This is a genomic window from Aquimarina sp. ERC-38 (genome assembly GCF_026222555.1).
In the GTDB taxonomy this organism is placed as follows: Bacteria; Bacteroidota; Bacteroidia; order Flavobacteriales; family Flavobacteriaceae; genus Aquimarina.
The window spans coordinates 3,603,706-3,629,834 of the sequence record NZ_CP098511.1; the positions used below are offsets into that span (position 1 = coordinate 3,603,706).

At 35.0% G+C, this 26,129-nt stretch carries 18 protein-coding genes; 3 read left to right on the plus strand and 15 right to left on the minus strand.

The features are described 5' to 3' along the window. Nucleotides 1-67 precede the first annotated feature (67 nt). From NBT05_RS15050 to NBT05_RS15060, 3 genes are read right to left on the minus strand one after another with little or no spacing between them, the layout of a single operon-like run. Nucleotides 68-967, minus strand: a complete 900-nt coding sequence (locus NBT05_RS15050; protein WP_265770699.1) for a Ppx/GppA phosphatase family protein — start codon at nucleotides 965-967, stop codon at nucleotides 68-70. Then, nucleotides 968-3,076 (minus strand): polyphosphate kinase 1, encoded by a 2,109-nt coding sequence (ppk1, locus tag NBT05_RS15055; RefSeq protein WP_265770700.1) that lies wholly within the window; start codon nucleotides 3,074-3,076, stop codon nucleotides 968-970. Beyond that, a complete protein-coding gene (locus tag NBT05_RS15060; protein WP_265770701.1) occupies nucleotides 3,077-3,562 on the minus strand; it encodes a SixA phosphatase family protein in 486 nt (161 codons plus the stop codon). It abuts the gene before it with no gap. Between the two features lie 386 nt (nucleotides 3,563-3,948). Between NBT05_RS15060 and NBT05_RS15065 the strand changes: the two genes are divergently transcribed. Next, complete coding sequence (locus tag NBT05_RS15065) at nucleotides 3,949-6,129, plus strand: OmpA family protein (protein WP_265770702.1); 2,181 nt, start codon at nucleotides 3,949-3,951, stop codon at nucleotides 6,127-6,129. 462 nt (nucleotides 6,130-6,591) lie between these two features. Here NBT05_RS15065 and pdxH read toward each other — a convergent pair whose 3' ends face one another. Genes pdxH through pyrR form a run of 5 tightly spaced genes read right to left on the minus strand, consistent with a single transcriptional unit; the run spans nucleotide 6,592 to nucleotide 10,037 of the window. Then, nucleotides 6,592-7,248, minus strand: coding sequence for a pyridoxamine 5'-phosphate oxidase (gene pdxH / locus NBT05_RS15070; protein WP_265770703.1), 657 nt, complete (start codon nucleotides 7,246-7,248; stop codon nucleotides 6,592-6,594). A gap of 11 nt (nucleotides 7,249-7,259) precedes the next feature. After that, on the minus strand, nucleotides 7,260-8,165 hold the full coding sequence (locus NBT05_RS15075) for a ribonuclease Z (RefSeq protein ID WP_265770704.1): 906 nt from the start codon (nucleotides 8,163-8,165) through the stop codon (nucleotides 7,260-7,262). A 40-nt stretch (nucleotides 8,166-8,205) separates the two neighbouring features. Further along, nucleotides 8,206-8,538: a ribonuclease Z gene (locus NBT05_RS15080; protein WP_265770705.1), complete on the minus strand. Its 333-nt coding sequence runs from the start codon at nucleotides 8,536-8,538 to the stop codon at nucleotides 8,206-8,208. A 5-nt stretch (nucleotides 8,539-8,543) separates the two neighbouring features. After that, a complete protein-coding gene (locus tag NBT05_RS15085; RefSeq protein ID WP_265770706.1) occupies nucleotides 8,544-9,473 on the minus strand; it encodes an aspartate carbamoyltransferase catalytic subunit in 930 nt (309 codons plus the stop codon). 24 nt (nucleotides 9,474-9,497) lie between these two features. Next, entirely contained in the window at nucleotides 9,498-10,037 is a 540-nt protein-coding gene (gene pyrR / locus NBT05_RS15090; RefSeq protein ID WP_265770708.1) for a bifunctional pyr operon transcriptional regulator/uracil phosphoribosyltransferase PyrR, read from the minus strand. 198 nt (nucleotides 10,038-10,235) lie between these two features. Between pyrR and NBT05_RS15095 the strand changes: the two genes are divergently transcribed. Together NBT05_RS15095 and NBT05_RS15100 are read left to right on the plus strand one after the other, a co-directional pair. Then, a complete protein-coding gene (locus NBT05_RS15095; RefSeq protein ID WP_265770709.1) occupies nucleotides 10,236-13,154 on the plus strand; it encodes a PEP/pyruvate-binding domain-containing protein in 2,919 nt (972 codons plus the stop codon). A 3-nt stretch (nucleotides 13,155-13,157) separates the two neighbouring features. Further along, nucleotides 13,158-14,408 (plus strand): serine hydrolase, encoded by a 1,251-nt coding sequence (locus NBT05_RS15100; protein WP_265770710.1) that lies wholly within the window; start codon nucleotides 13,158-13,160, stop codon nucleotides 14,406-14,408. A 42-nt stretch (nucleotides 14,409-14,450) separates the two neighbouring features. Here the strand turns inward: NBT05_RS15100 and NBT05_RS15105 are convergent, their stop codons facing one another. The 7 genes from NBT05_RS15105 to NBT05_RS15135 form a co-directional block, all read right to left on the minus strand. Next, nucleotides 14,451-17,282 carry an Npt1/Npt2 family nucleotide transporter gene (locus NBT05_RS15105; RefSeq protein WP_265770711.1) on the minus strand — a complete coding sequence of 944 codons (2,832 nt, stop codon included), beginning with the start codon at nucleotides 17,280-17,282 and terminating at the stop codon, nucleotides 14,451-14,453. A 6-nt stretch (nucleotides 17,283-17,288) separates the two neighbouring features. Beyond that, a complete protein-coding gene (locus NBT05_RS15110; protein ID WP_265770712.1) occupies nucleotides 17,289-18,203 on the minus strand; it encodes a serine hydrolase in 915 nt (304 codons plus the stop codon). Nucleotides 18,204-18,350: 147 nt separating this feature from the next. Then, nucleotides 18,351-20,177 (minus strand): 30S ribosomal protein S1, encoded by a 1,827-nt coding sequence (gene rpsA, locus NBT05_RS15115; protein ID WP_265770713.1) that lies wholly within the window; start codon nucleotides 20,175-20,177, stop codon nucleotides 18,351-18,353. A 267-nt stretch (nucleotides 20,178-20,444) separates the two neighbouring features. Continuing rightward, on the minus strand, nucleotides 20,445-21,485 hold the full coding sequence (locus NBT05_RS15120; RefSeq protein WP_265770714.1) for a PDDEXK nuclease domain-containing protein: 1,041 nt from the start codon (nucleotides 21,483-21,485) through the stop codon (nucleotides 20,445-20,447). An 88-nt stretch (nucleotides 21,486-21,573) separates the two neighbouring features. After that, nucleotides 21,574-22,941, minus strand: a complete 1,368-nt coding sequence (locus tag NBT05_RS15125) for a S41 family peptidase (protein WP_265770716.1) — start codon at nucleotides 22,939-22,941, stop codon at nucleotides 21,574-21,576. A 284-nt stretch (nucleotides 22,942-23,225) separates the two neighbouring features. Next, complete coding sequence (locus tag NBT05_RS15130) at nucleotides 23,226-23,819, minus strand: hypothetical protein (protein ID WP_265770717.1); 594 nt, start codon at nucleotides 23,817-23,819, stop codon at nucleotides 23,226-23,228. A gap of 268 nt (nucleotides 23,820-24,087) precedes the next feature. Further along, on the minus strand, nucleotides 24,088-26,127 hold the full coding sequence (locus NBT05_RS15135) for an OmpA family protein (RefSeq protein ID WP_265770718.1): 2,040 nt from the start codon (nucleotides 26,125-26,127) through the stop codon (nucleotides 24,088-24,090). Between the last annotated feature and the right edge of the window lie 2 nt (nucleotides 26,128-26,129).

Sequence of the window (26,129 nt, forward strand, 5' to 3'; positions counted from 1 at the left end):
TTAACAAATATAAATCATACCATGTTATCCCCAGTAATTAATTTTCTTATTTATCCCTTTTTTCAACTTAGGAAACTCTATTGCGCTCGTTGTAAAGTGATTTGATAATACCATCAGTCAGTCCTATTTTCGGGACATAAATCTGTCTTGCTTTACTCCACTTCATGGCTGATAAATAAATTTTTGTTGCAGGGATAATCACATCCGCCCTGTCCTGATTTAAGTTAAGTTCCCAGATACGCTCTTCATAAGTCAGTGAATTGAGTAGTTGGTAATATGAACTCAAGTATAAATATGATAGTGGTTTTCCAATACTTTTTCCGCTATTTTTAAAAATATTATTTATGTTTCCCCCGGATCCGATCAGGGAAATACGTTGATAGGGCTTTGTATTCTCCTTAATCCAATCTTCCGCATCTTTCCAGACTGTTTCATCTACAACATTATTCAACAAACGTACGGTTCCCAGTTTAAAAGAACGAGAGGTAATCGTTCGGCCATTATGGTATAAGGTAAACTCCGTACTTCCCCCTCCCACATCTACATAAAGGTAGGTCGCATCCGTATTAATTAGTTCATTCAAATCCGTCATGGCGATAATGGCAGCTTCATCTTTCCCGTCGATAATATGGATTTGCACACCCGTTTCTACTGCAATTTTAGCTACTAATTCCTGACCGTTTTCCGCCTCACGCATCGCCGAAGTAGCACAAGCTTTATAAGCAACTACCGAATGGTTTTTCATCAATAACTGATACGCTTGCATGGTTTCTATCATACGATCCACATTGCGTTGCGATATTACTTTTGTTAAAAAAACATCAGCTCCTAATCGAATCGGGACTCGTATCAGGCTGGTTTTTTTAAAACGGGTGGTTTTACCTTCCTCCTGGTGAACACTACTTATTAATAATCTTACGGCGTTAGAACCTATATCAATGGCTGCAAATTTTTCTATTACTAACATCTAATTCAATTCTAATTTCTTTTGATAATATTCATAAGTAGCTACTTGTGAACGTAAGGGCGGATCATCGTTATGTACGTACTGGTTAGACTGATCGTAGGTCAATTTTCTGGCTTTTACATTATCTTTCCAGCATATGTTAAAGGTATCAATCAATTCGTTTTTAATACTTTCTTCATAGATCGGACAGGAGATTTCTACCCGGCGGTCCAGGTTACGTGTCATCAAATCAGCCGAAGATATATATACCTTTGGATCATTTGCATTACAAAAGATGTACAACCTGGGATGTTCCAGAAATTTATCTACCACACTGATTGCGCGGATGTTTTCGCTTATTCCCGGTAATTCCGGGACCAGGCAACAAATACCCCTTACAATCAAATCAATTTTTACCCCGGCTTGGCTTGCCTCATATAATTTATCGATCATCGGGTAGTCACTGATACTATTCAGTTTTAACCGTATGTAAGCCGGAAGTCCGTTTTTACAATTCGTAATTTCTTTATCGATTAACTTGGTAATAGCACTTCTGGTATAATGCGGAGATACCAGCAGGTGTTTGTAGCGGTTGACTTTATAATTTGTTTCAAAAAACTTAAATACTTTATTAACCTCTTTTAAAATTGCCTCATTTGTAGTAAATAACGTATAATCCGTATAAATCTTGGCTGTAGATTCATTAAAGTTACCCGTACTGATAAAGCCGTACCGAATCATTTTTCCATTTTCTTCCCGTTCGATAACACAAGCTTTACAATGTACTTTAAGGCCAGGAACGCCAAATATAAGTTTCACCCCTTCTCTTTGCATTTGTTCTGCATATTGAATATTTGCCGCTTCATCAAACCTTGCCGTTAACTCAATCTGAACCGTTACTCTTTTTCCGTTTTTGGCCGCATTAATTAAACTACTGGCGATATGCGAAATAGAAGCCAAGCGGTAAATAGTAATCTTGATTACTTTTACTTTAGGATCGATAGCAGCTTCCCGAAGGAATTTAACGGTATATGAAAAGGTGTGGTAAGGGGTATACTGTAAGAAGTCCTTTTTAGCAATATTACTGAGCAAACTACCTTGCAAACGCAGACCAGGAATGGTTAACGGAACCATTTCTTCATAGGTTAGTTCTTTTTTCTTTAGAATCGGGAAGTTCATATAATCCCTACGGTTATGATACTTTCCGCCGGGGATAATACTATCCGTATCATCAATTCCCATTTTATTCATTAAGAATTTTAAGGTGTCTTTATCAATTTTTTTATCATATACAAAACGAACCGGTTCTCCATCCCTCCTGGATTTTACACTACTCGAGATTTTTTCAATAAAGCTTTTACTAAAGTCATTATCAAAATCCAATTGCGCATCTCGGGTAATCTTTATCATATGGGCAGTTGCCTGCTTATACTCAAAAATACTGAAATTGATTTGTAGACAATACCTGATCAGATCGTCCAGAATAATAACATATTGATTTCCGTCCTTTTCCGGTAAAACGACAAATCGATCCGTATTCTTAGGAATCTCAATTAAAGCATAAATTTTCTCTTGAGTAGTTTGATTCAAAAATTTAGAAATGGTACCTTCCTTAGGTACAGTTTCATTAAGCACTAGTTTTACTGCCAGATATGCAATACTATCCCTTAAGTGAGGAAATTTTTCAAGGTCATTTAGAATATAAGTAACTAAAGCCGGACTTACTTTGTTCACAAAATATTTTCGGATAAATTCATCCTGATCCGGTTGTACCTGGGTTTCATCAATAATATAAATCTGATGCTCCTGAAGTTTCTTGCGAATAATCTCAATCGTCTTTAAGCTTTCGGATTGTTGTTTGATCACAATATTAGTGATTTGTTCCAGAAGCTGTTTTGCCGTTTTACCTTTTAAAACATTAGTACCTCCCTTTCCGGCCAGGTCAATACGTTTAATTGTAGCGTAGCGCACCTTAAAAAACTCATCCAGGTTGTTAGAAAATATTCCGATAAAACGAAGTCTTTCTAATAAAGGAACATTACTATCTGCTGCTTCCTGTAGGACCCTTGCGTTGAATTGTAACCAACTTAACTCACGATTAATGTACTGTTTTATAGGTTGTCCCGTCATTTATCGTAGTGATTTAGGAAATAAGGTTAAAAAAGTTTCGCCAGCAGATATATCTTTCCAGTCCGTTATATCAAATTTAATCCCAACCACGCCTGCCGTAGGTACATTTTCTATAAATTTATTTCCGTATTTATTTGCAATCAAAGTAAACGCATGATTATGCCCGAATAATAGTAACGTATTTACCGTTGTACTTGTAGATTTTATATACCATACCACCTGATCTCCCGTAAAATCATACAACCGGGATTCCAGGTCAAACTTATGGTACTTTTTATCCAGTTGCTCGGTAATAATAGCTGCAGTAGTTTGTGCACGTAAAGCATCACTACTCACTATCTTATCTACACTATCCAGTTTTTCGCGTAAACCTAAGCCAATTAATTTGGCATCATTTAATCCTCTTTCATTTAAAGGTCTTTCATGATCTTCAAGATCAAATTCCCACGAAGATTTTGCATGTCGTACCAAATATAATTTTTTCATTGTTTCGTTTATCAGACGTCGGCTATCAGGACTACAAGTTTAAACAATCAATTTTATAATTAATACAAATAATTCAAAAAATGCGAAATGGCTGGTTCTACTTTATTATAACACATTTTACACCAAACTTCTTAATCTTTTCATATGGATAAGCATAGGAATTTTACCAAAGTCATATACTTTATCAATAGATTTAGAACTGGTAAAAAACCTAACCCTATTATCGATAAAACATTGATTTACATCGAAAAACGAATGAAAATTACTATTTTTACAAAACAAACTCTAAATTTGTAGAATAATTCCTACCTTTTCCGACTTACTAACTTATAAAATTTAGGACTATTTTATTTGTAGTTTTTAAGTGGTAGGATAAATTGTTGTTTGTGATAAAGGGAAAATTTAAATTATTTAATAGTGTAAAACTATGGTGCATCCTATTCGTAGGTATGTTGCCCTTAGGGATGTACGCACAGGTAGAAGTACCGTTACTACAACGTACCCAGCTTACCATAAAAGGGGATCTTACTTTTGTCTCAAACACCATTTTAGGTAAAGTAAGTCATGACGACGGAACTCAGGTGTTTGACCCAAACAAAAGCTATAATGACGGCGGACTAAATAATCAGTTTAAAATGGGTTTTATTGATATTGATAAAGATCCTAGCACCTTTAATTCCAGTAGCGCAGACCTAATCATTAATTCAAAATGTGCTAAAATTAAATATGTAGGATTGTATTGGACCGCCTCTTATGCCGACCAACCCCGTTCTCAAAAAATTAACGAATTAAAAATAAAGTATCCGGGTAGTAGTACCTATTCGCTTATCACCGATGGTCTGATCATACACGATTATAAAGACGACCCTGCTTCTGTTTTCAAACAGTATTCCTGTTATAAAGATATTACACAAGAAGTATTAAACCTTCCGGAAAGTACCGGTACTTATACGGTGGCTAATATTGCCGCTTCAACTACCGCTAGCAACCCTGATCCGGAGGTAGGCAACGGCCTTGCGGCAGGTTGGACTATGGTGGTGATTTATGAAGATATATCGTTACCACAAAAACGTTTCTACGTATACGACGGGTATGTAAATATTGATGCGAATGCTGATCCGGTAGCGTTTTCTTTTGATAATTTTCAAACTATTCCTAAAGGGGCGGTACACGGTAAAATCGGAGTGATTTCTTACGAAGGTGATAAGGGTATTCGGGGAGATCGTTTCCAAATTTATTCTGAAGTAGCTGAAAAATTTAAAAACCTTTCTGACATCAGTAACCCGGTAAACAACTTTTTTAATGCGAATATTACTGAAAATGGTAGAAATGTAAATACTCGTAATCCTGCAAGTTATAACACCCTGGGTTATGATGCCGATTTGTTTGAAATTAAAAACCCTAATAATAGCATCATAGGAAATAACCAATCTCGTTCTACTTTTAAATTGTTAACGGATAATGACGGATATTCTGTACTTGCAGTTGCCTTTAGTGTTGAAATTTACGAACCTTCTCTCCAAATTATAAAGTTATCTCGACATGAAAATAAAGAATTGATTTTTCCCGATGATATACTAAAACCAAAACAAAAGATTTCATATAAGCTTACTATCAAAAATGAAGGGAATGACCATGCGGAGAATACTATTATAAAAGATCAACTACCAGAACACGTCATATTGTTAGAAGAGAGTATACAGTTACCTTCTAAAAAGGTAAAGTACATATTTAATGCTAAAGACCGTACCATCTCCTTTATAATTCCAAATAAATATGTTAAAATAGATAGTGAAGCCTTTACCATCAATTATGATGTATTAGTTGATACTTCTTGCGAACTACTTGCTGAAACCGGAGAAGTATTTATTAAAGATCAGTTGGTTACCGCTGAGTTTAATGGTTCATTTAATGATACTAAAAGATTTGCAACCGGTTATAATTATTTTAACGAATGTAAATTACCGGACTATTATCCATTTAATTTGGCTGTTGATATGTCAGAATTACAATGTCCGTTTGTACCGGCGGATATGGTTACTAATACAACTGAAATTGGTAAATTAAATCAGGAAAAAGGCGACGAAAATACTTCTCGTTTTACCGAAAGTACCGGTGGTACTATTAAAAAAGACGGTATTAATAAAAATTCGGATTTAGAAAAGGGGGCACCACTACAACCAGAAGGTACGGTAACCAAAACGATTAATGATTTAATCGAATTAAACGAAATTTATTTTGAGTTTGATAAATGGGAGATTACGAAACGTGCCGAAGTTGAATTACAAAAAGTAGTAGATCTTATGGTCAATCGGTATCCGGATATGATTATTAAAATCGAAACGCATTCGGATAGTAGAGGTAATGAATATTACAACCTACTCTTATCTCAACGCAGGGCCGAGTCAATTTACAACTATTTAGTAAGTAAAAATATTAGTAGCAACCGAATCATTTCATACGTAGGTTTTGGGGAAACAAAACCGGTTAATAATTGTGGAAATGATAAAAATTGTTCAGAAGAAGAATACCGTAAAAATAGAAGATCTAACTTCGTGATCATGTAACTTGTATTTCAAGCATAAGTGTCCGATTAAAATAAATAAAAGTTCATAAAGCATAGTAAAATAAGGTAATTCCAAACTTTGAACTGTTTGGAGGTTGCTTTTCACTTTTTTAAAAGTAATTTGTTCTTTAATATAAAAATTGGCTCTAGTTTAGGATAGCGTAGATAATTCCAATTCATATAAATCCCATCCCCAGCCCTTCCCAAAGGGAAGGTAGCTAAAAGTCCTTTCCTTTGGAAAGGATTTAGGATAGGATAGATAGTTGTAAATAAAATAGTTGGGTCAATTTTGATACGCCAACGCTATTATCTACTAAAGCATAAAAATTTATTACAATATTGATTTTTAATACTATAATGAATAGTCTTGATTCTTGTTTCTAGAAGCAATAGCGACCTGCCCGTCCGCAGGCGGGTCTTGAATCCTTACCGGATAATCATGATTTTCAAGTTTTAAACTAATTTAAGGCGCCAATCTTTTCGTTTTCCAATGTAATTTTTCCTGATCCTTTTCCGGTACAAATAATATTCGATCGTGTAAACGGTTAGGACGTCCCTGCCAGAATTCAAAAGTCACCGGAGCAATTCTAATACCTCCCCAAAAGTCCGGTTTAGGAATAGGTTGTTCTTTATATTTATCTTCCAGAGCTTTCAACTCTTTTTCTAAAACCTCCCTGGACGGAATTACACTACTTTGATCAGATGCCCATGCTCCCAATTGACTTCCCCTAGGACGACTGTGAAAATAAGTAGTACTTTGCTCTTCTGAAACTTTAGCTGCTTCCCCTCTAATAATAACCTGCCGTTCCAGGTTAGGCCAGAAAAATGAAAGGCATACTTTATTATTTTGAAGAATTGCCTTGCCTTTTTCAGAAGTATAGTTGGTATAAAACACAAATCCGTCCTGGTCAAAATGTTTTAGTAAAACAATCCGGGCTTTAGGATACCCGTCCGCTCCTATACTTGCGACCGTCATCGCATTTGCCTCTTCGACACCTCCCTCCGCTTCTACTTCATTAAACCATTGTTCGAATAATTCAAATGGATTATTGGGTAATTGAGTTTCCACCAACTCATTTTTATCGTATGATTTTCTATAATCTGCTAAATCTTTAGCCATAGTAAAAGGGTTTAAAATTCAAAAACTTTTCCGTCATCTGCTACATCACTATTCTTAAAAATGGTTTGTGCTTCTTCTTTAAATAAAGAAATATCTTTATACCGAGTAGAATAATGCCCTAAGATTAAATGTTCTACCTCAGCTAATTTGGCAATAGTCGCAGCTTGCTTTGCTGAACTATGTCCGGTATACTCACATAAATCTTTATTTTTTTCTAAAAAAGTGGATTCATGGTAAAGAGCCGTAACCTTCTTGATCTGATCTAGCTTGCGTTCATCATAACGGGTGTCACTGCAAAAAGCATAACTCTTAACGGGAGCTGGGTCTTCGGTTAGTTCTTTATTATCAATTAATTTTCCGTCAGGCCCAGGGACATCTTTTCCTTTTTTAATGGATTTAAACAAACTAACGTCAATATTATAATTTAAGGCTTTACTAATAATCAGTTTACGATCCCCCGGTTTTTCTTTAATTAAAAAACCATTACAATATATCCGATGTTGCAATGGAATTGTGGTGACTTCTATTTTTTCATCTTCAAAGATAAGTTCCGGTTCTTTTTTAGTCAATTCATAAAAGTGCAAAGGATAAGCTGTCCAGGAGTTAGATAATTTAAGGAGCAAAGTAATTGCTTCCTTAATTCCTTTAGGGCCATAAATATAAAGGGGGTTCTCCCGGTTTAACATTTGGAAAGTAGCTACAAGTCCGGGCAGGCCAAAGAAATGATCCCCATGTAAATGAGAAATAAAAATATGGTTAATTCGTGAAAAACGGACTTTATTTTTCCTGAGTTGTACTTGAGTACCTTCGCCACAATCAATCAATAAGATACGATCATTTATTTCCAGCACCTGTGAAGTGGGATTCGTAAAAGTCCGGGGTGTTGCTGAGTAGCAACCTAAAATAGTTAATTTCAAAAAATAAGTTTAGCAAGTTTATAAAACATTTCTACTTGCGTTAAAGATCAAGGTCTCTTTCAATATCTTCCATAGCAATAATATCACGGGCTTCCTGCAATGTAGGGACCAGGCTCAGTTCTTCCGGCACATCATTATAAGTAAGTTCTCCCGAAACCAGTACAAACGATTGCTTTTTTGCTTTGTGAGCTTTAGAAATCCTTAAAAAATCCGAAATATTTTCGGCCTCATTGTTTTTAAGACTGGACAGTTGAACAATGATATGGTTGTTCTTAAAAGAATCGTATTTTTCTTCTAATTGCTTTACAAATTCGGGGGTACTTAATTTCTCCTGAATAAGCACTACGGTGGAACCTTCGGGATTAATAATCATAATCTTTACTGTTTAATTTTTGAAGCTAATAAATAAATAACTGCCATACGAACCGCTACCCCGTTTTCTACCTGATCCAAGATAATGGCCTGATCAGAGTCCGCCACTTCACTGGTAATTTCTACCCCACGGTTAATCGGTCCCGGGTGCATTACGGTAATTTCTTTGGATAAACTTTGAAGCAACTTCATATGTAAGCCATATTGCTGTATATATTCCCTTTTTGAAGGAAAATAGCTAATTTCCATACGTTCATTCTGTACCCGTAACATATTTGCCACGTCACACCATTCTAATGCCTTTCTTAAGTCTAACTCTACGCCTACTCCTAATTCCTGAATATATTTAGGGATCAAGGTTTTGGGACCACAAACCTTCACCTCTGCCCCTTGTAATTGTAAGGCAAAGATATTAGATAGTGCGACCCTAGAATGTAAAATATCACCTACAATGACTACTTTTTTACCCTTTACTTCGCCAAAGCGTTCCCGGATGGAATAGGAATCTAATAAAGCCTGTGTAGGATGTTCATGCGCCCCATCACCTGCATTGATAATACTGGCATTGATATTTTGCGATAAAAAGACACCCGCTCCGGCACTAGGATGTCGCATCACTATCATATCCACTTTCATAGAAAGGATATTGTTTACCGTGTCTATCAAAGTTTCCCCCTTTTTAACTGATGAAGAAGCCGCCGAAAAATTAATCACATCAGCAGACAAGCGTTTTTCGGCCAATTCAAAAGATAAACGCGTACGGGTACTATTTTCAAAAAATAAATTTGCAATAGTAATATCCCGTAACGAAGGAACTTTTTTTATAGGACGGTTAATCACTTCTTTAAAGTGATCTGCCGTTTCAAAGATCAACTGAATATCTTCGTTAGTTACATATTTAATTCCGAGTAAATGATTTACACTCAGTTCACTCATATACCGGTATTTAGTATTTGCATATTATTCAGATAGTACATAAATAGCATCTTCACCTTCGTTTTCTTTCCAGTGCACCTTCACCTTTTCATTATTAATAGCATCTACCTGCCTTCCTTTATAATTAGGCTGTATCGGTAAATGTCTGCTAAACCTACGATCGATTAAGGTCAATAATTCAATCTCGCTCGGTCTTCCAAAAGATTGAATAGCCGTCAATGCTGATCGTATGCTACGCCCGGTGTACAATACGTCATCAATAAAAACCACCTTTTTATCTTCTACTACAAAATTAATTTGGGTTTTATTAGCTTCCAGGGTTTTAGCACCTCTTCTAAAATCATCCCGATAAAACGTAATGTCCAGATACCCTAATTGCAAGTCCGGTATCTGGTATTCGTTCTCTAAAATACTTTTAATCCGATCTGCCAGAAAAATACCCCTGGGTTGGATTCCGATTAGGATAGAGTCCTTAAAATCCGTATGATTCTCAATTAATTGACAAGCAAGCCTATGTAGAATAATTTCTATTTCATGAGCATTTAATAATAACTTTTGATTCATAGGAGCCGGATATGCGCTTTACAAAAATACATAATTTGACCTTAGTAAACCTATTCTTTATACAGAGCAACTACCAATTTCTTTTACGTAGGCATTGCTGTACTTCCTATTGCATTTGGGTTAATCTTTATAGAGATGAACGGAAGTTAATGTTAAATAAAACAATACTTTTAACCGGATTTCTAAATTACTGTTAATTTGAAACATCATACTATTCTTTTCTTTGCTTTAATACTAACCCTATTACTGGTATCGCAAACTACGTTTACCCAGGAACTACCGGTTATTCAAATTCAAAAACAAATTGAAACTTTAAAAAACGATCGTCGCGGGCCGTATTATCGTATCAAATGGTTTTGTAAAGACGGATCGATTCGGGAACCCAAAGATCCCTGTCCTGACTCTATCGGTGGCGGTATCCAACATGCCAGCTATAAAAAAGAAGTTGAAGAACTGGGCAAAAAACATCATATTTTTTTTGGTGAAATATTAGCCTATACCAATCCTAAAGAATTTTGGGATGCTACAAATAATAATAGCCGAATCAAACAGTATCAGTTGGGGAGATATTTAAATAGTGTTGACGATGGCTGGATATTACAAAAAGGACAATACTACCGGGGAGCCGTACAGTCAGAAGATGAAGAAGAATGGGGAATCCAATTTTATACGGATTTGCTTAAAAACGACCAAATTTTAAAAGAACAGTACTATTTTATTCGCCAAACTTTAAAAGACATTCCGCATGAAGGGGATAGTAACCTGGCGCAACTGATGCGGAGTCAATCCAAGGTTTTAGCCGAAGAATTACCGGAATTTATGGATGCTCGTATTAAAATTCACGGAAATCCTGATCAAACCGATATAGCTTTAGTTCAGACTTTTATAAAAAAAAATCAATCTAAAATTACTCCAGCCTTAAAAAAACAATTTGATGAGTTAAATACAACCATGACCGCTTATTATGAGCCGGTAGATGTAGCAAGCTTAACTGCTATCATTGACAAACTATCAAATTCCGTAGGACTAACTACTACGCTCAAAACATTCACCAACACCCTTAGCCAAAAGAAACCATCCGAACAAATTATGGCTATTGCCGTAGCTTTATGTGATATTCGTGAACAGATTACTGCTTATAAAACCGGAAAAGAAAGGCTTTTACTTCTGGACCTATCTAATAAATTAGAAGGCATTGCCCTGAAAGAAACTCAAAATTGGAACCCGGAAAGCGTATCCGAATTGCTTGGGAAAATTGAAGTACTGGCAAAATTGACTACAGGTACCGGATTGTTAGAAGAATGGGAATGGAATGCAGTAGAGAATCAGCTTATAATTGCGGATAAACAAAAAGAGGTAAGCTTAAAAGAATTGAACAATTTTTTAAAAAGCGCACGTAGTATTGTAGAATGGTCAACCTCACAGGTAAAAGCCGTCTATCAAGATGTAGTCACTACCTATACATCCTTTGAGCCTAAGTCGTATGGGTTTATCGATGACCGGATACGTTCTTCGGTAGCTTTAAGTTTAGGAGAAAGTGTGAGTAAACTTGGATCGTTTATTGCCCAAAAATCCGCAGTCCAAAATGAAGTATTTTCTTTAGAAAATCAAAGTAGCATTCGGGGTTTAAATCCGGGATATGCACAGGGAACTTTAATTGTGGTTTCCGGTTCTCCCGAAAAAACCGAAGTAAACTCAGAAAATATTTACGTTTTTAAACAACCCCCTTCGGATCTAAAACCGGTAGCAGGAATCTTAACCGTTTCCGAAGGTAATTTAGTGTCACACGTTCAGTTATTAGCCCGTAACTTGGGAATACCAAATGCAGCGCTATCTGATAAAAACCTGGAAGATTTACTACCCTATAACGGTTCCAAAGTTTTTTATGCGGTTTCTAATAAGGGCAACGTAATTATCAAGCCTGCTGATCAAATGTCGGCAAAAGAACTTCAATTGTTTACTAAAAAAGAGCGTAAAACAGATAAAATTGAAGTACCTGTAGCTCAAATCCAATTAGATACTAAAGAAGTATTAGATATGCGGAAAGTAGATGCTTCCGATTCCGGTAAGCTTTGCGGACCTAAAGCAGCCAACCTGGGACAATTAAAAAAGATGTTCCCGGACAAAGTAGTTGAAGGTCTGGTGATTCCTTTTGGAATTTTTAAAGCACATATGGATCAAAAAATGCCCGGAACTTCACAATCCTATTGGGAGTATCTAACTAGCATGTTTAAAACCGCTGATGAAAAAAGAGCGAGTGGTACCCCGGAAGAAGAAGTAGAACAATATCAATTAAAAAGCCTGGTAACCCTTAGGGAAGCCATTCTTAAAATGCCACTATTACCGGAATTTGAAAACAATCTTACTTCCCAATTCAAAACCATCTTTAAGGGAAAAATAGGTAGCGTACCAGTCTTTTTACGTAGTGATACGAATATGGAAGACTTAAAAGAATTTACGGGTGCCGGCCTCAACCTTACGTTATTTAATATATTAGATACTACGCAAATCTTAAAAGGCATTAAAAATGTTTGGGCTTCACCCTATACAGAACGTAGTTTTAAATGGCGACAGAAATACCTGGCAAACCCTGAAAATGTATTTCCGTCCATTTTAATTATTCCTAGTGTAGATGTGGATTACTCCGGGGTGTTAATTACCAAAGGCATTAATGAAGGAACGGATAATGATCTTACCGTAGCCTTTAGCCGGGGTGCCGGAGGTGCAGTTGACGGGCAATCTGCAGAAACCCGTTTAATTACCAAAAACTCACAATATTTATTAGCCCCTGCACGGCAAGTAGATTATATCCGATTACCAAAAACCGGGGGAACTTCTAAACATACAACCCATTTTGACCAACCTATTTTAAATGACTCTAATATTTCAGCCATACGCGAAGTTGCCCGACAAATTCGTACAATTTTACCTAAAGAAACCCAATCGGACTACGATGGTGCGTATGATGTGGAATTAGGCTTTCAAAGTGATAAACTATGGCTCTTTCAGATTCGGCCTTTTGTAGAAAATAAAAATGCTAAAACATCCGAATATTTAACCTCCATTACCCCGATTGTGCGGGAACAACAAAAAATTAATTTAGCTTCTAAACTTTAGCCTATGCGTACCCTGTTTACTTTTATCGTTGCCACTGCCATTATTTTATCTTTTGGTTTTAGTACTTACTATCCTATTGACGGATATAAAAAAACGGGTATTGCCCGGTTGTATCAACTTCAGAAAATGATGGAAGATAGTGTGGATAACCGTAGGATTCCGCAAGGTGCTTTTAAAAATGTGGCAGACATTACTTTAAACCTTCTTTCGCGTAAAGATGATAGCATTTCGTTGTTATTGCAAGAGGATGCGACGTTTGCTAAGGAAATCAATCGTTTGTTTCCCGGAAGTGGTTATTCTGCGACCGTTCTGGATATGTCCAATCCTGATAGTTTAAAGTACGCCGCGTATCGCGAAAATAGTGGGTATCAACCGGGTAGTGTTGGAAAAATAGCAGTGTTAAATGCATTATTTACACAGTTAGCAAAATTATGTCCGGATTCCTGGGAAGCCCGTACCGCCCTGCTTAAAAATAAACGGGTACACGCTCGATACTGGGGCACCGGAGATCATCATACCATCCCAATTTATGATATTGAAAGTGAAAAATTAACCCGCAGAAGGGTGCAATCCGGTGACGAATTTTCATTATACGAATGGGCAGATCATATGGTTTCGGTAAGTAATAATGGGGCTGCTAGTGTAGTTTGGAGAGAAGCCCTGTTGATGGCAGCTTTTGGTGAACAATATGAAAAGTTAACCGAAGAGGAAGCAGAAACCTATTTTAAAGATACCCCAAGGGATTCTTTAACCAATTTAGCCAATGATGTAGTAAACCTACCTTTACGGGAGCTGGGTATTACCCATGACGAATGGCGTTTAGGTAGCTTTTTTACCGGAGCCGCAAATAAATATGTGGGAGATAAAGGTGGAAGTATTGGTACTCCGGTTGGGTTAATGAAATTTCTGGTACAATTGGAACAAGGAAAGGTAGTAGACGAAAAATCAAGCTTAGAAATGAAGCGTTTGTTATATCTCACGGACCGAAGAATTCGATACGCCAAATCCCCTGAACTGGACGATGCTTCCGTATACTTTAAATCCGGTAGCTTTTATAAATGTGATCGTAATAAAGATCCTAATTGTGCGGCTTATGCAGGTAACGTTTATAATTATATGAATTCGGTAATTATTGTAGAGCAACCGGACGGTACTAAATATATTGTTTGTTTAATGAGTAATGTATTAAATAAAAACAGCGCAGGGGCACATATGTATTTAGGTAGCAAAATTGATAAGGTAATACGGTCGTAGGTTATTATTGTTTTCTAATAATTAATATCTCGAAGAGCCAATCTAGTTTAGTACTTCTAATACCTTAAAAGCGCTCTTTACAACTTCTGGGTTTTTATGGTTTCTTAAGGCTCGAACCGTTCTTTTAAAACGATGATCTTTAAGATGAAAAACAAGGTTTAATACGGCTAACTTCGTTGTCTTACCCCGGTTTTTTAATAAAAGCAACAAGCATTTCATTTCTTCTTTGATAGGAACGGAAGCTTGCTCTTCAAACTGTTGATTCAACATATAAGTGGTATGAAACTCTATTAATGGCAATACCTTCATCTTTACTTTTGTTTGTAACATATTATCCAGAAATTCGATAGCATTCATTTTAGCTTCCTTAAAATCACTTTTTAATCCATCATAAACTACTTTAATATCTGTCTGATCGTATAATAAACTTAGTAGGTTAAAAATTGCAGTTAAATTTAAGTCCAACTGTTGTTTAAGTAAAAGGATAATTTCATTTCTAGCAATATGTTGTTCCGTTTGCTGATCGCTTAACTTTTCTGAATGTTCCAGTAGTAATCTATTTTGATATTCAAGTGAGATAATACTGTTAATCGTATTTTTATAAGAAATACTTTCTTTATGTAAATACTTATTAATTAGGGTTCGATTGATTTGAAGTACTGGTTTTTTTCTTTTAATTTTTAATAAAGATTTTGAAGCCTGCACTCTTACAATAATATCTTTACTCCGTAAAAAGCGAACCAAAATGCTAACTGCATTTTGATTATAAAAAGACTCCACAATCTTCGGAATGTATTTTTTTGTAGCAACTTTAAGTAAATCATCACTATCCATTTTTAATACGGTTTGGGTGATTTCAGGACCATAGGATTGTAAAGCTCTAATGGTTTTTTTCCTTAATTTGTTATACTTTAAAAAAGATAACAGGGGGAGTACAAACTGTTCTGAAGCCGTAAGTCCCGCTGCTTTAATTGCATGCTTAATGATATATTCGTCTTTATGATGAAGGTTTGCCCCGATATAAGAATAAAACCTAGGAATTCTTGCATATCCGATGGTAATTAATAATTCCGCTATTTCTTCTCTTCGATGCGAGGCTTCATCTTCAGAAAGTTCTTTGACCTTTTCATTAATCCGATAATCCAATTGGTACTTTGTGGCAATCCGCAGGTTGTGTTGCGCTTCTTTTGCCAGACAAAGTAAAGCGGCATTTGAGATATAATCGATTTCATGATCCAGGTAGGCTTTAAATAATTCATCATCCTTTAAATCCGTATGTAGTAATAAATAATTTAAGGAAGCTACGACCAACTCATCATCCTGAACCCATAACAACTGTTCGATTCTATCAGTTACCGTACCTTTATCAAAAGCATATAACTGGTTTACCGCTGCCGTTTTTACCCGATGTGAAGGATGGTCTAATAAGCGAATGATACTTTCCTTAAGGTTTTTACTATTAAATTCGGTTAAGCGATCTAATAAGACTAAAATTTCAGTCTCGGAGCCTTCATTTAAAATCTGGAAGGTGGATTGGAGATTATTTTCTTTTTGTACTTGTCCGGAATTTTCTTCTGAAGCGGATAAAGAAAGTTGTAAGTTTTGCCGAAACGAATCAAAATACGCTTCTCTTAATTTGTAAATAAGGAGCACCCAAACAAATAGAAAAAATAAAATGATAATGGTGATATAGGTAGTATCTAATTGCCATTTCCGAATAATAAATACTAAAATTAGACCGGCGATACCAGTTGCCAGGCTATCTACCACTACATCAATAAAAGCTTTAGCACTGTTTTTTATATCATATGGGATAGGTAAGATTGAAAGTTCGACTGCGGCTTTATTTAAAGACTGTTTAAAACTTCCGTCCAAACCTTTAATGATAATTAAAATAGCTAGTTCAGGTACGGCTAAAAAAATTAAACACCCTAAAGCTATGGTTAAAGGTAAAATCAGTAAAGTAGAACTAACTCCTAATACTCCTAAAACCCGGTTGGTTAAGAATAATTGAATTACCAATGCCAATACATTAAAAGTAGAAAACCAAAATCCAAAGAACGAAGCCAGTTGATCCGAATCCGGTATCCGGACCGAAGCAAAATCACTAAATTGAAAATCTACCAATTTTGCCATAATCACACTAACCCCAATAATTAAAGCCAGTAAAGACAAATGTTTCGAATTTAAGATAAGTTGAAAGGAGTTTTTACTATTTTCTGTAGTTTTAGAAAGTTGGCGTTGTTGTATGGCATATTTATTCAGCTTTCTAATCCTAATAAACCAGACTATTTTAAGGATGGGTATACATAATAGAATAAGGCAAGCGGCTAAAATAATCAGAAATTGATTTCCGGTTATCGGTGCCAAAATGGTAGTTAGATATCCCCCAAAAATACCCCCGGCAATTGCTCCGGAGCCTATAAATCCAAAAAGCCGTTTAGCTTCCCTGGCATTGTAAACCAGATTTGCTATCAACCAAAATTGGGAAGTGGTTAGAACCGCAAAAAGTGCGATCAGAATATAATACACATATAAAATCCAATTATTTAAGAATATGGTTTTTAAAAGAAATCCGAAAACAAGGAAACACATACTAAAAAAGAAAAGAGTTCCCATCGTTAATCGTTGTAGAGAAACTTTCTTTACCAGACGATTATAGAAGTACGAAGCTATTACTGCCACAATAGCAACAATCATATAGGCATAAGGCAGATGGGAGGCTCCGAGTTTGGATAAGAAAAGAGCAGTAACCGTAGGTTTTACAATAAGTAGCACCGTTATAATTAAGAAAATGTAAAGTTGCATAAAGAACGAAATCCGTATTTCTCCGTCCCGTATATCAAAGGTCTTTTTAAACAGTGTTTTTAACATTGACACCTATTTACTAACAATCGACCTTGACTTTTTCATTACTTTTTCAAGAGGTACCACGAGATCCCGGATAATTTGTTCGCCGTAGGAGTCTTCAATCAGGGCTACTAAAATATATCTACGCTTAGGTCCCCATACCATTACAGAATCCGAATGATAGTTTTTCCAGGAACCTGATTTACGATAGAAAGTGGCTTTAGGTGCAATTTTATCTAACGTATTGATAAATTTATGGTGTAAGGCTGGGTCTTTCATAATTTTTAGCATCTCTTCGGAGCGTTCTTCACTTACCAGGTTTCCTAAAGCCAATTGATAATAGAAACTACAAACCTGTCTTGTAGTGGCTGCGTGACTTAAACCTTTGAGTGGGTCGGGGTATCTTCTACCTCCGGCAGCATAACGTTTTCCTACCCATAGCCCACCTCCTACTTCTTCGTTATATAAATCTGTTTTTGGGCTTCGTAATACAGCTTCTATTTTTTCATAACCTACCCGGTCAATCATACGGGTAGAAGCTTGATTATTAGATTTACTAATCATTAACCGCATATCTTTCCTAACCTCAGGAGTATCTTTTAATTCCCCTTTATCAATGGCGTCCATAGCTGCTAATAGCACCGCAATTTTAGGAAGGCTGGCCGCATACATCATATGGGTGTCGTTTAACCCGGCGTATTCAATATTATTAATATCACTAAGGTCTACAATACCTATGGACATCCGTTTAGAATTTACCAGTTGCTTCCACTTTTTATTAATAAATATTTCATTTTCAAGAGTTTTCTGTAATTTCGGACTGTATCTCTCATAAAGCGGGTCTACTTCGCTATTTGCATCAATGGGCAATTCACTGGTTTGACCTGATATTGTAAAACAAGAAAGAAACAAGGAAAGGATAAGAAAACCGTAATTCGAAATCATGTATTAAATTTTAGTCAATGTAATCATAGTCCGTACCAATTACTAACTTATCTGTAATAAATTAGTTGTCAATACCTATAGTAAAGATAAACTAAAAAAAGCCACCCGGTTTACAGGTGGCTTTTTCTATTTGAAATATTAAGGAGTTTAGTTACCTCCTTTTTCCATTTTTGCTTTAAGATCTGCCAATGCGTCAATATCACCAAGGGTGGTTTTCTCTGCATTGCTAGCTGCAACTTTCTTAGCTGCCTGCTTTACAATCTTAGCTTCTTCTTCTTTGAATAATGCGGTGTGAGAAGCAACCACTCTTTTGAATTCTTTATTAAATTCAATGATTTGAAATTCTGCTTCTTCTCCTTTTGCTAACTTTTTCCCATCCTCTTTTTCAAGGTGTCTAGATGGTACAAAGGCAACAATATCTTCATTAAATTCAATAGTTGCGCCTTTATCAACAATATCAGCAATAGTTGCAGTATGTTTAGTTCCTACGGCAAAGTCTTTCTCATATTTATCCCAAGGATTATCCTCGGTTTGTTTATGACCCAGACTTAGCTTACGACCATCCACATCTAATTCAAGAACCACTACTTCTAACTTGTCTCCTACGTTAGTAAAGTCAGACGGGTGCTTGACCTTTTTAGTCCAGGATAAATCAGAAATATAGATAAGCCCGTCGATACCTTCTTCTAGTTCTACAAACACTCCAAAATTGGTAAAGTTTCTTACAATTCCGGTATGTCTTGAACCTACAGGGTATTTAGAAGTAATATCCGTCCATGGGTCCGGAGTTAATTGCTTCACACCCAGTGACATTTTTCTTTCTTCACGATCAAGGGTTAAGATAACCGCATCTACTTCATCTCCTACGCTTACAAAATCCTGAGCCGATCTTAAATGTGTCGACCATGACATTTCAGAAACGTGGATTAAACCTTCTACGCCTTCTTCTACTTCGATAAAAGCACCATAGTCAGCAATAACTACTACTTTACCTTTAACCTTATCTCCAACCTTAACTTCTTTGCTAAGCGCTTCCCACGGATGTGGTTTTAATTGTTTAAGACCTAATTGGATACGTGTTTTAGCCTCGTCAAAGTCTAAAATTACCACGTTTAATTTCTGATCTAATTCTACAATCTCATTAGGATGGTTAATTCTTGACCAGGAAAGATCCGTGATGTGAATTAATCCGTCTACACCTCCTAAATCTACGAATACCCCGTAAGAAGTAACATTTTTTACGGTACCTTCCAGAACCTGACCTTTTTCTAACTGGCCAATGATCTCTTTCTTTTGTTCTTCGATATCCGCTTCAATCAATGCTTTATGCGATACTACTACGTTTTTAAATTCATGGTTGATTTTCACCACTTTAAATTCCATAGTTTTACCTACATACGCATCATAATCCCGAATTGGTTTTACATCAATTTGAGACCCAGGTAAAAAGGCTTCGATACCAAAAACATCAACGATCATTCCTCCTTTTGTTCTACATTTTACAAAACCGTTTACGATCTCGCCAGTATCATGGGCGTTGTTTACACGCTCCCAGGCTTTAATCACTCGGGCTTTACGGTGGGATAAGATCAATTGTCCGGTAGCATCTTCTCGTACATCAATTAATACCTCAACCTTATCACCTTCCTTTAAATCCGGATTGTACCGAAATTCATTTAAAGAAATAACACCTTCACTTTTTGCGTTGATGTCAATAATAGCATCACGATCCGTAATATTAATTACTTTTCCTTCTACTACTTCGTCATTTAACGTGTCCACAAAATTTTCAGCCACCAATTTTTCAAATTCTTCTAATTTTGAATCTGCAATCGGATCAATACCTTCTTCGTAATTGTGCCAGTTAAATTCCTCTAAAAATTGTTCCGGATTTTTTTGTTGCTCGGACACTGCTTTTGGTGCCTCTTGTATTGCAACCTCCTGAACATCTGTGTTTTTTGTTTCTTCAGACATTGAAGATTAAATTTGTATCCTGTATATTATTGAGAACTTATGTGAAAACTATACAGAAGTTATGATTAAAAATTTAATTCCTTTTTATTCTCCTATTCATCAAAAGGAGTGCAAAATTACGATTTAATTTGATAATATACAATTATTTGGTGATTGAGAATTATTATGATGTATGTAAAGAATATTTGGCAAATATGAACTTCACTTATTTATATATGAATGTGTTAGAAAAATATAATTTAAGATAAAATTTTGAATAGGTTAATCTTAACTTTTCTTATTGTTTGATTTGTTTTTAGCAATTTCAATAGCGCGATGCAACTTATTTTGTAAGATCTCTTTAGATGGTAAAAGCGTTAGATATTCGGCTATTCTTATGTTGCTTTTATCCAATTGTAATAATTCCACATGTTCTTCATTTTTTCCGGTACAAAGAATCAAACCTATTGGGCTATTTTCACCTTCAACAATTTCATATTTTTCAAGATAGCGCAGGTATAGTTCCATCTGTCCTTTAAAAGAAGCTTCAAACTCCCCTATTTTTAAATCAATTGCTACTAAAGATTTTAACCTTCGATGATAAAACAAGAGATCAATGTAATAATCTCTACTATCTATCATAATACGTTTTTGACGTGCCATAAAGGCAAAATCACTACCAAGTTCTATTATAAATCTCTGAAGCTCAATAAGAATAGAACTTTCCAAATCTTGTTCGGAATAAGAATCAGATAAGCCCAAAAAATCCAGAAAATACGGGTCTCTAAATACTAGATCGGGCGAAATATTTTGATCTTTATATAGTTTAGCCAAATCCTTTCTTATTGTTTCTTCAGGTTTTTTACTTATGGCAGTACGTTCATAAAGCATTGACTTAATTCTTTCACGAAACGTCCGTACACTCCATTTTTCATGAATACATAATTGTAAATAGAATTTACGTTTTAAAGGATCCTCCATAGGAATAAGGGCTAAAATATGAGTCCAACTCAATTGTCGTATCATTGGTACGACAATATTTTCCTTTGGAAAGCATGAAGCAAACTGCATCATTCTACGCAAATTTTTCTCAGAAAAGGATTTGCCATATTCAGTTGTCAATTGTTTTGATAGTAATAGGACAATCTGTTTACCATAAGTGCCTCTTTCGTATTTTAAAACTTCTTTATTAATTTTTCTACCAATTTGCCAGTACATTAGACTCATTGTGGTATTAACCGAAAGCGCAACTTGTTGTTTACTTTGCTCTATAAGTAGTTGAATTTCTTTGGCAATTTGATTTATATTACTTACTTTTTTATCTGTCATAAGGTATTTCTCAAACGTATTAAAGGTTTCTACTTTTAGTTACACAAATATTTCGACATTTTGATCTTTTACTCCTGTGAATTTTTTGTCACTTCTTAAAACTACGAATCACATATTCAATCGCTTTATCCTTGTTCGTAGTACTAAGTTCATTTTTTAAATTTTCCACAAATTTATATGGATCTTTAGGGTAGTTTAAATCTTTATGAACTGGTATTCCGATTACTTCGTAGCTTATCCCTTCTTTATCTTTATAAACTTGATTGGATAACTCGAAATCCCATCTATTGGGTAGCTTCTTGGACAAAATATCCGAAAAAATACCTTCGGAAGGGGAACCTATTCTTTCTATATTCTCATACGCTTTGGATGCTAACAATAATACTTCAGAAGCACTAGCAGTCCAATAACTTTGTAAAATATGAAGTTTACCCATGTAGGTTTTTGTCGCAGGTTTTAGTATATAATTATAACTATCCGCGTATTGATCTCCTACCCGATGTGTTTTTGTAAAAACTTCTTTTTCCTCGTTAATTAAGTAGCTTAAAGCTGTAAGTCCAACCATATCTACACCCCCTCCATTAAACCGAAGGTCAAGTATTAAATGCTCCGTAGTTTTTAAATCTTCAACTACTTTTTTCATAATCGAATTAATTCCATTTATTAGATCTTTTAAAGGGGTATTACTTTCTGACATTGCTTTTACGTACAATTTTTTAGCTTCTTTAGCACTCATATCCGGGGTAATTCCGTAATCTGCAACGGTTTCCATACTATTAAGCTGTAAATACCCTACTTGATCATTAATTTTACCCCAAACAACTTTAGATAAATTAAAGGCTTTAGGATCTGTAACATAACGTTCTATTATTTGTTTACGTAGTCCATAAAAATCGGCATCATCCCTGGTATCCCAATTGCCAAGTTTAGCCGCTTTACGCATCAATTTATCCGAAGCTTCAATGCTCACATGTCCGTCATTTAGTTCTTCTAGCATAGCATCACAAAGTACTAGCAATTCTACATCGGTTGTATGTTGATCAATTTGTTTACGGTACTTCGTATTTAAGGCTTGCCAATCCACCTTTCTTTCCTTGAAATAAGCGTATTGGTTATTAAACGTATGCCATAAGAATTCAAAGTTTAAAATTGGATCACGTAGTTCCTTTTTTGACCACTTTTTATTGCATAATTCCGGAACCTGAGCAATTCGATCAAACCAATATTTAGTTACTCCCTGCTCTATGATCAAAACATTGTCGTCTACTTTCATTTTGTCTTGAAGAAATGAAATAGGAAAGGTCTGATTAAAAACACATGCCTGATCGTTACTATCATAAAACTGTATATTTTCATTATCTATTTTAATAATCCAACCGTAACCCCTGGATTTCCAAAATCCCAGATAATTATTATTGACCTGTGCATAGGTCGACGAAAAAACAAAAAAGATCAAACTTAAAACAAAAGAGGAAGGGAATAAATTCATCCGCCCAATATAGCTGATCTTATTTCAAATTACAACTGCTCTAGTTTAAACTAATTCATATCAATTAATCCCATCCCCAGACCTTCCCAAAGGGAAGGTAGCTAAAAGTCCTTTCCTTTGGAAAGGATTTAGGGTAGGATTAATAGCTATAAATAAAATAGTTGGGTCAATTCTAATACACCAATACTATTGTATATTAAAGCCATTACAATTGCTATACGATTGAAAATTATATTTTAGAAGATGTTTTTTTAAGAACAACACTTAAATAAATACAAGTCTTTTGAGTTTTTATAAGCCTTTCGCATAATAATTATTACGCTTAACAAGAGCATCATCATAAAACTATAAAACACCGTGTCAGAAATATGTGTATGTACTATATTGTGAAATTTAATTGCTAATACATTTGTGTTATATGATGTTTCTGTATTTTCAGCATATAAACTTCCAATAGTATATAAAAAGGTTGTAAAAAGCAGGTATAGAAAAATATAGAAGGAATAATGATTAATAACTGAAAAAAAAGCTAATTCCTTTCTTTGTAAAGACTTCAGATAAGAATTATCATATAAAGCTAAAACTAATCTTCCTGAATCTTCTGTATTGACTAATTTTAATTTAAATAAGGGAACTATCTCTTGCGCTTTTTTTTCTGCTAAACGAATAAATAGAAATTTTTCTTTCACCGTAATTTTATCAATATCTAAAAAATTAAAAGACAATGAATCATCATCTTTTGTTCCCAGATTTTTAGAAGTTGATGGATGTAGAAAAACCTTATTTTCTGAAATCGAAATTTCTTTGAATTTTGTGTGATGCACTTTAAATGACATCAAATTCATAACTAATACTATTTGCTAAAGAAAGCACATTAAATTAAGTATCATCTGAAATGTTGTGAAATGCAAAGATAGAAATTCTCCATAGAAATAACCAAAATTTCGGGAAATTATAGGTCAATTTTTTACGAATTCCTCAATTAACTTTTTGTTATATACTTGAATCATTGATAGCTGTAGTAGTTATAATTAACTCACCTTCTATCTCCTAATATTCATTACCTTCAAACTTACCCTAGAATAAATAATCCAAAAATTTTCATAATAACAATTAATATTTAACAATTTCAAATTCACTTCGCCGGTTTAGCTGATGTTCTTTTTCACCGCAATCGTTACTATCACAATTTATTAAAGGTTGTGATTCACCATATCCGGCAAACTTCATTCTTCGCGCATTTACATAGCCTTCCAGGGCAAGGTAGTTACGCGTGGATTCTGCTCTTTTTTCAGATAATTCCTGATTATAATCTACCGTTCCCCTACTATCAGTATGAGATGCAATGGTGATGTAAACGGTATTGTATTTATCCAGTTTTTTTGCAAAATCATCCAGAACTTTTTTTGAATCAGCCCTAATATTCCATTTATCATAGTCAAAATAAATAGGGGGTAATTCAAAGAATAACCTACCGTTTTTTTCTACCACCGGCGGACCTTCTACATCTTCCAGCAATTTCTTTTTTAAAGCTTCACCAGTTAATTTTGGCTTTTGATTACCTTCCGTAGCGGTAAGGAGCTGTCCGTTTGCCGTATTTAATTTAGTTGAATCCAAAATAGTCTTGTCTTCTTCTAAAAACAGCGTATAAGTTTGATTTTGTTTTTCTTTAACTACCAACTGTTTTTGCTTCTCAGAATAATTTTTAGCATTTCCGGACCATTTATATTTACCAGGTAGTACTGTAATCTGCGTACTACCAGTCACCAAACTATCTTTTACTATACTTTCCTCCCCAATAATTAATTCGGTATATGCATTTTTAATGAGACTATCCGTAGCAAAATCTTTGATTTCTAAAGTAACCTGGTAAGGTTTTGGAAAAATCTCACCTACTTGTTCGAACTGATAGATATCATCGTTGTTTTTACTTTTTCGATTAGATGAAAAATAGCCCTTAGTAGCTTCATGATAGCTTATACCAAAATCATCATAACTGGAGTTAATAGGGGTACCTAGATTTATGGGTTTTTGTAATTTTCCATCTTTAAATTCGGCGGCAAAATTATCCATCATTCCTAATCCTAAATGACCGTTTGATGCAAAAAACAAATGTCCTATTTTACTAATAAATGGAAATTGTTCGCGATTCGAAGTGTTTATGGTTTCTCCCAGATTATGAGGCTCTCCGTAAGTACCATCTTCATTAATCTGTACTGCATAGATATCGAAATCTCCGTATCCCCCGGGCCTATTAGAGCTAAAATACAATGTAGTTCCATCCGAACTAATGGCAGGATGTTCCGTAGAATATTGTAGATCGTTAAAGGGTAAAGCTTCCGGTTTTTCCCAGTTACCATCCACTTTGAGAGACCGATACAGATGTACCGGGTTGTTGCCCAAAGAATCAAATTTCTTTTTTCCGTCTTTTTCGTAACTTTTAGAAAAATAAACGGCATTATTATTTAGGGCAAAACAAAAGGTACCTTCATGTAATGGCGTATTAATTTCATCAGAAATAGATTCGATGTCACTAACTACATTATTATCATCAATCTTTCCTTTTAAAATATTAAGGAAAGGTCGATGTGTCCACTTATAATTTTTTCCTAACAACTTCCCCATCGGGCGGTCACTAGTAAAGTAGAGTAAAGAATCCATTTTTACCGCACCAAATTCAGAATACTCCGTATTAAATCCTGCTTCTTCAATAACATAATCGTCATCTTTTAACTTAAAGGCTTCTATCTCTTCGATAGCTTCCATTTTTAAGAAATTAGTGACTCCGGAATTCTTTCTATAAGTAGCTAAGAAGTCTATGGCTTTTTCATATTTGCCTAAAGCCGACAAGACCTGGAACATCATAAAATTATACTGGTTGTCGTAACTTTTATCTTTTGCATAAAACTTACCAGCCGTTAGAATTTTAAGATACCGATATGCATTTTTAAACTGAAACGTATTGTAATAAGCCACTGAAATATTTTCAAGTATATGTTTCTCATATCCTTTTTGATTTAGTTCTTCTTCATAGGATAAAGCGGCATTTTTATAATCTCTAATTTCAAAAAACCGATCGGCTCTGCTTTTCTTTTGTGCTGTTAAATGGCTGGAAAAGGCTATTATTGCTATAAATAGTAGTAATTTTTTCATAG

What these genes read in the sequence shown, in the direction of transcription:
- NBT05_RS15050 (WP_265770699.1), bottom strand. Translation starts at nt 967, where the DNA reads ATGTTAGTAATAGAAAAATTTGCAGCCATTGATATAGGTTCTAACGCC.
- ppk1 (WP_265770700.1), bottom strand. Translation starts at nt 3,076, where the DNA reads ATGACGGGACAACCTATAAAACAGTACATTAATCGTGAGTTAAGTTGG.
- NBT05_RS15060 (WP_265770701.1), bottom strand. Translation starts at nt 3,562, where the DNA reads ATGAAAAAATTATATTTGGTACGACATGCAAAATCTTCGTGGGAATTT.
- pdxH (WP_265770703.1), bottom strand. Translation starts at nt 7,248, where the DNA reads ATGGCTAAAGATTTAGCAGATTATAGAAAATCATACGATAAAAATGAG.
- NBT05_RS15080 (WP_265770705.1), bottom strand. Translation starts at nt 8,538, where the DNA reads ATGATTATTAATCCCGAAGGTTCCACCGTAGTGCTTATTCAGGAGAAA.
- NBT05_RS15085 (WP_265770706.1), bottom strand. Translation starts at nt 9,473, where the DNA reads ATGAGTGAACTGAGTGTAAATCATTTACTCGGAATTAAATATGTAACT.
- pyrR (WP_265770708.1), bottom strand. Translation starts at nt 10,037, where the DNA reads ATGAATCAAAAGTTATTATTAAATGCTCATGAAATAGAAATTATTCTA.
- NBT05_RS15100 (WP_265770710.1), top strand. Translation starts at nt 13,158, where the DNA reads ATGCGTACCCTGTTTACTTTTATCGTTGCCACTGCCATTATTTTATCT.
- NBT05_RS15105 (WP_265770711.1), bottom strand. Translation starts at nt 17,282, where the DNA reads ATGTTAAAAACACTGTTTAAAAAGACCTTTGATATACGGGACGGAGAA.
- NBT05_RS15110 (WP_265770712.1), bottom strand. Translation starts at nt 18,203, where the DNA reads ATGATTTCGAATTACGGTTTTCTTATCCTTTCCTTGTTTCTTTCTTGT.
- rpsA (WP_265770713.1), bottom strand. Translation starts at nt 20,177, where the DNA reads ATGTCTGAAGAAACAAAAAACACAGATGTTCAGGAGGTTGCAATACAA.
- NBT05_RS15120 (WP_265770714.1), bottom strand. Translation starts at nt 21,485, where the DNA reads ATGACAGATAAAAAAGTAAGTAATATAAATCAAATTGCCAAAGAAATT.
- NBT05_RS15130 (WP_265770717.1), bottom strand. Translation starts at nt 23,819, where the DNA reads ATGAATTTGATGTCATTTAAAGTGCATCACACAAAATTCAAAGAAATT.
- NBT05_RS15135 (WP_265770718.1), bottom strand. Translation starts at nt 26,127, where the DNA reads ATGAAAAAATTACTACTATTTATAGCAATAATAGCCTTTTCCAGCCAT.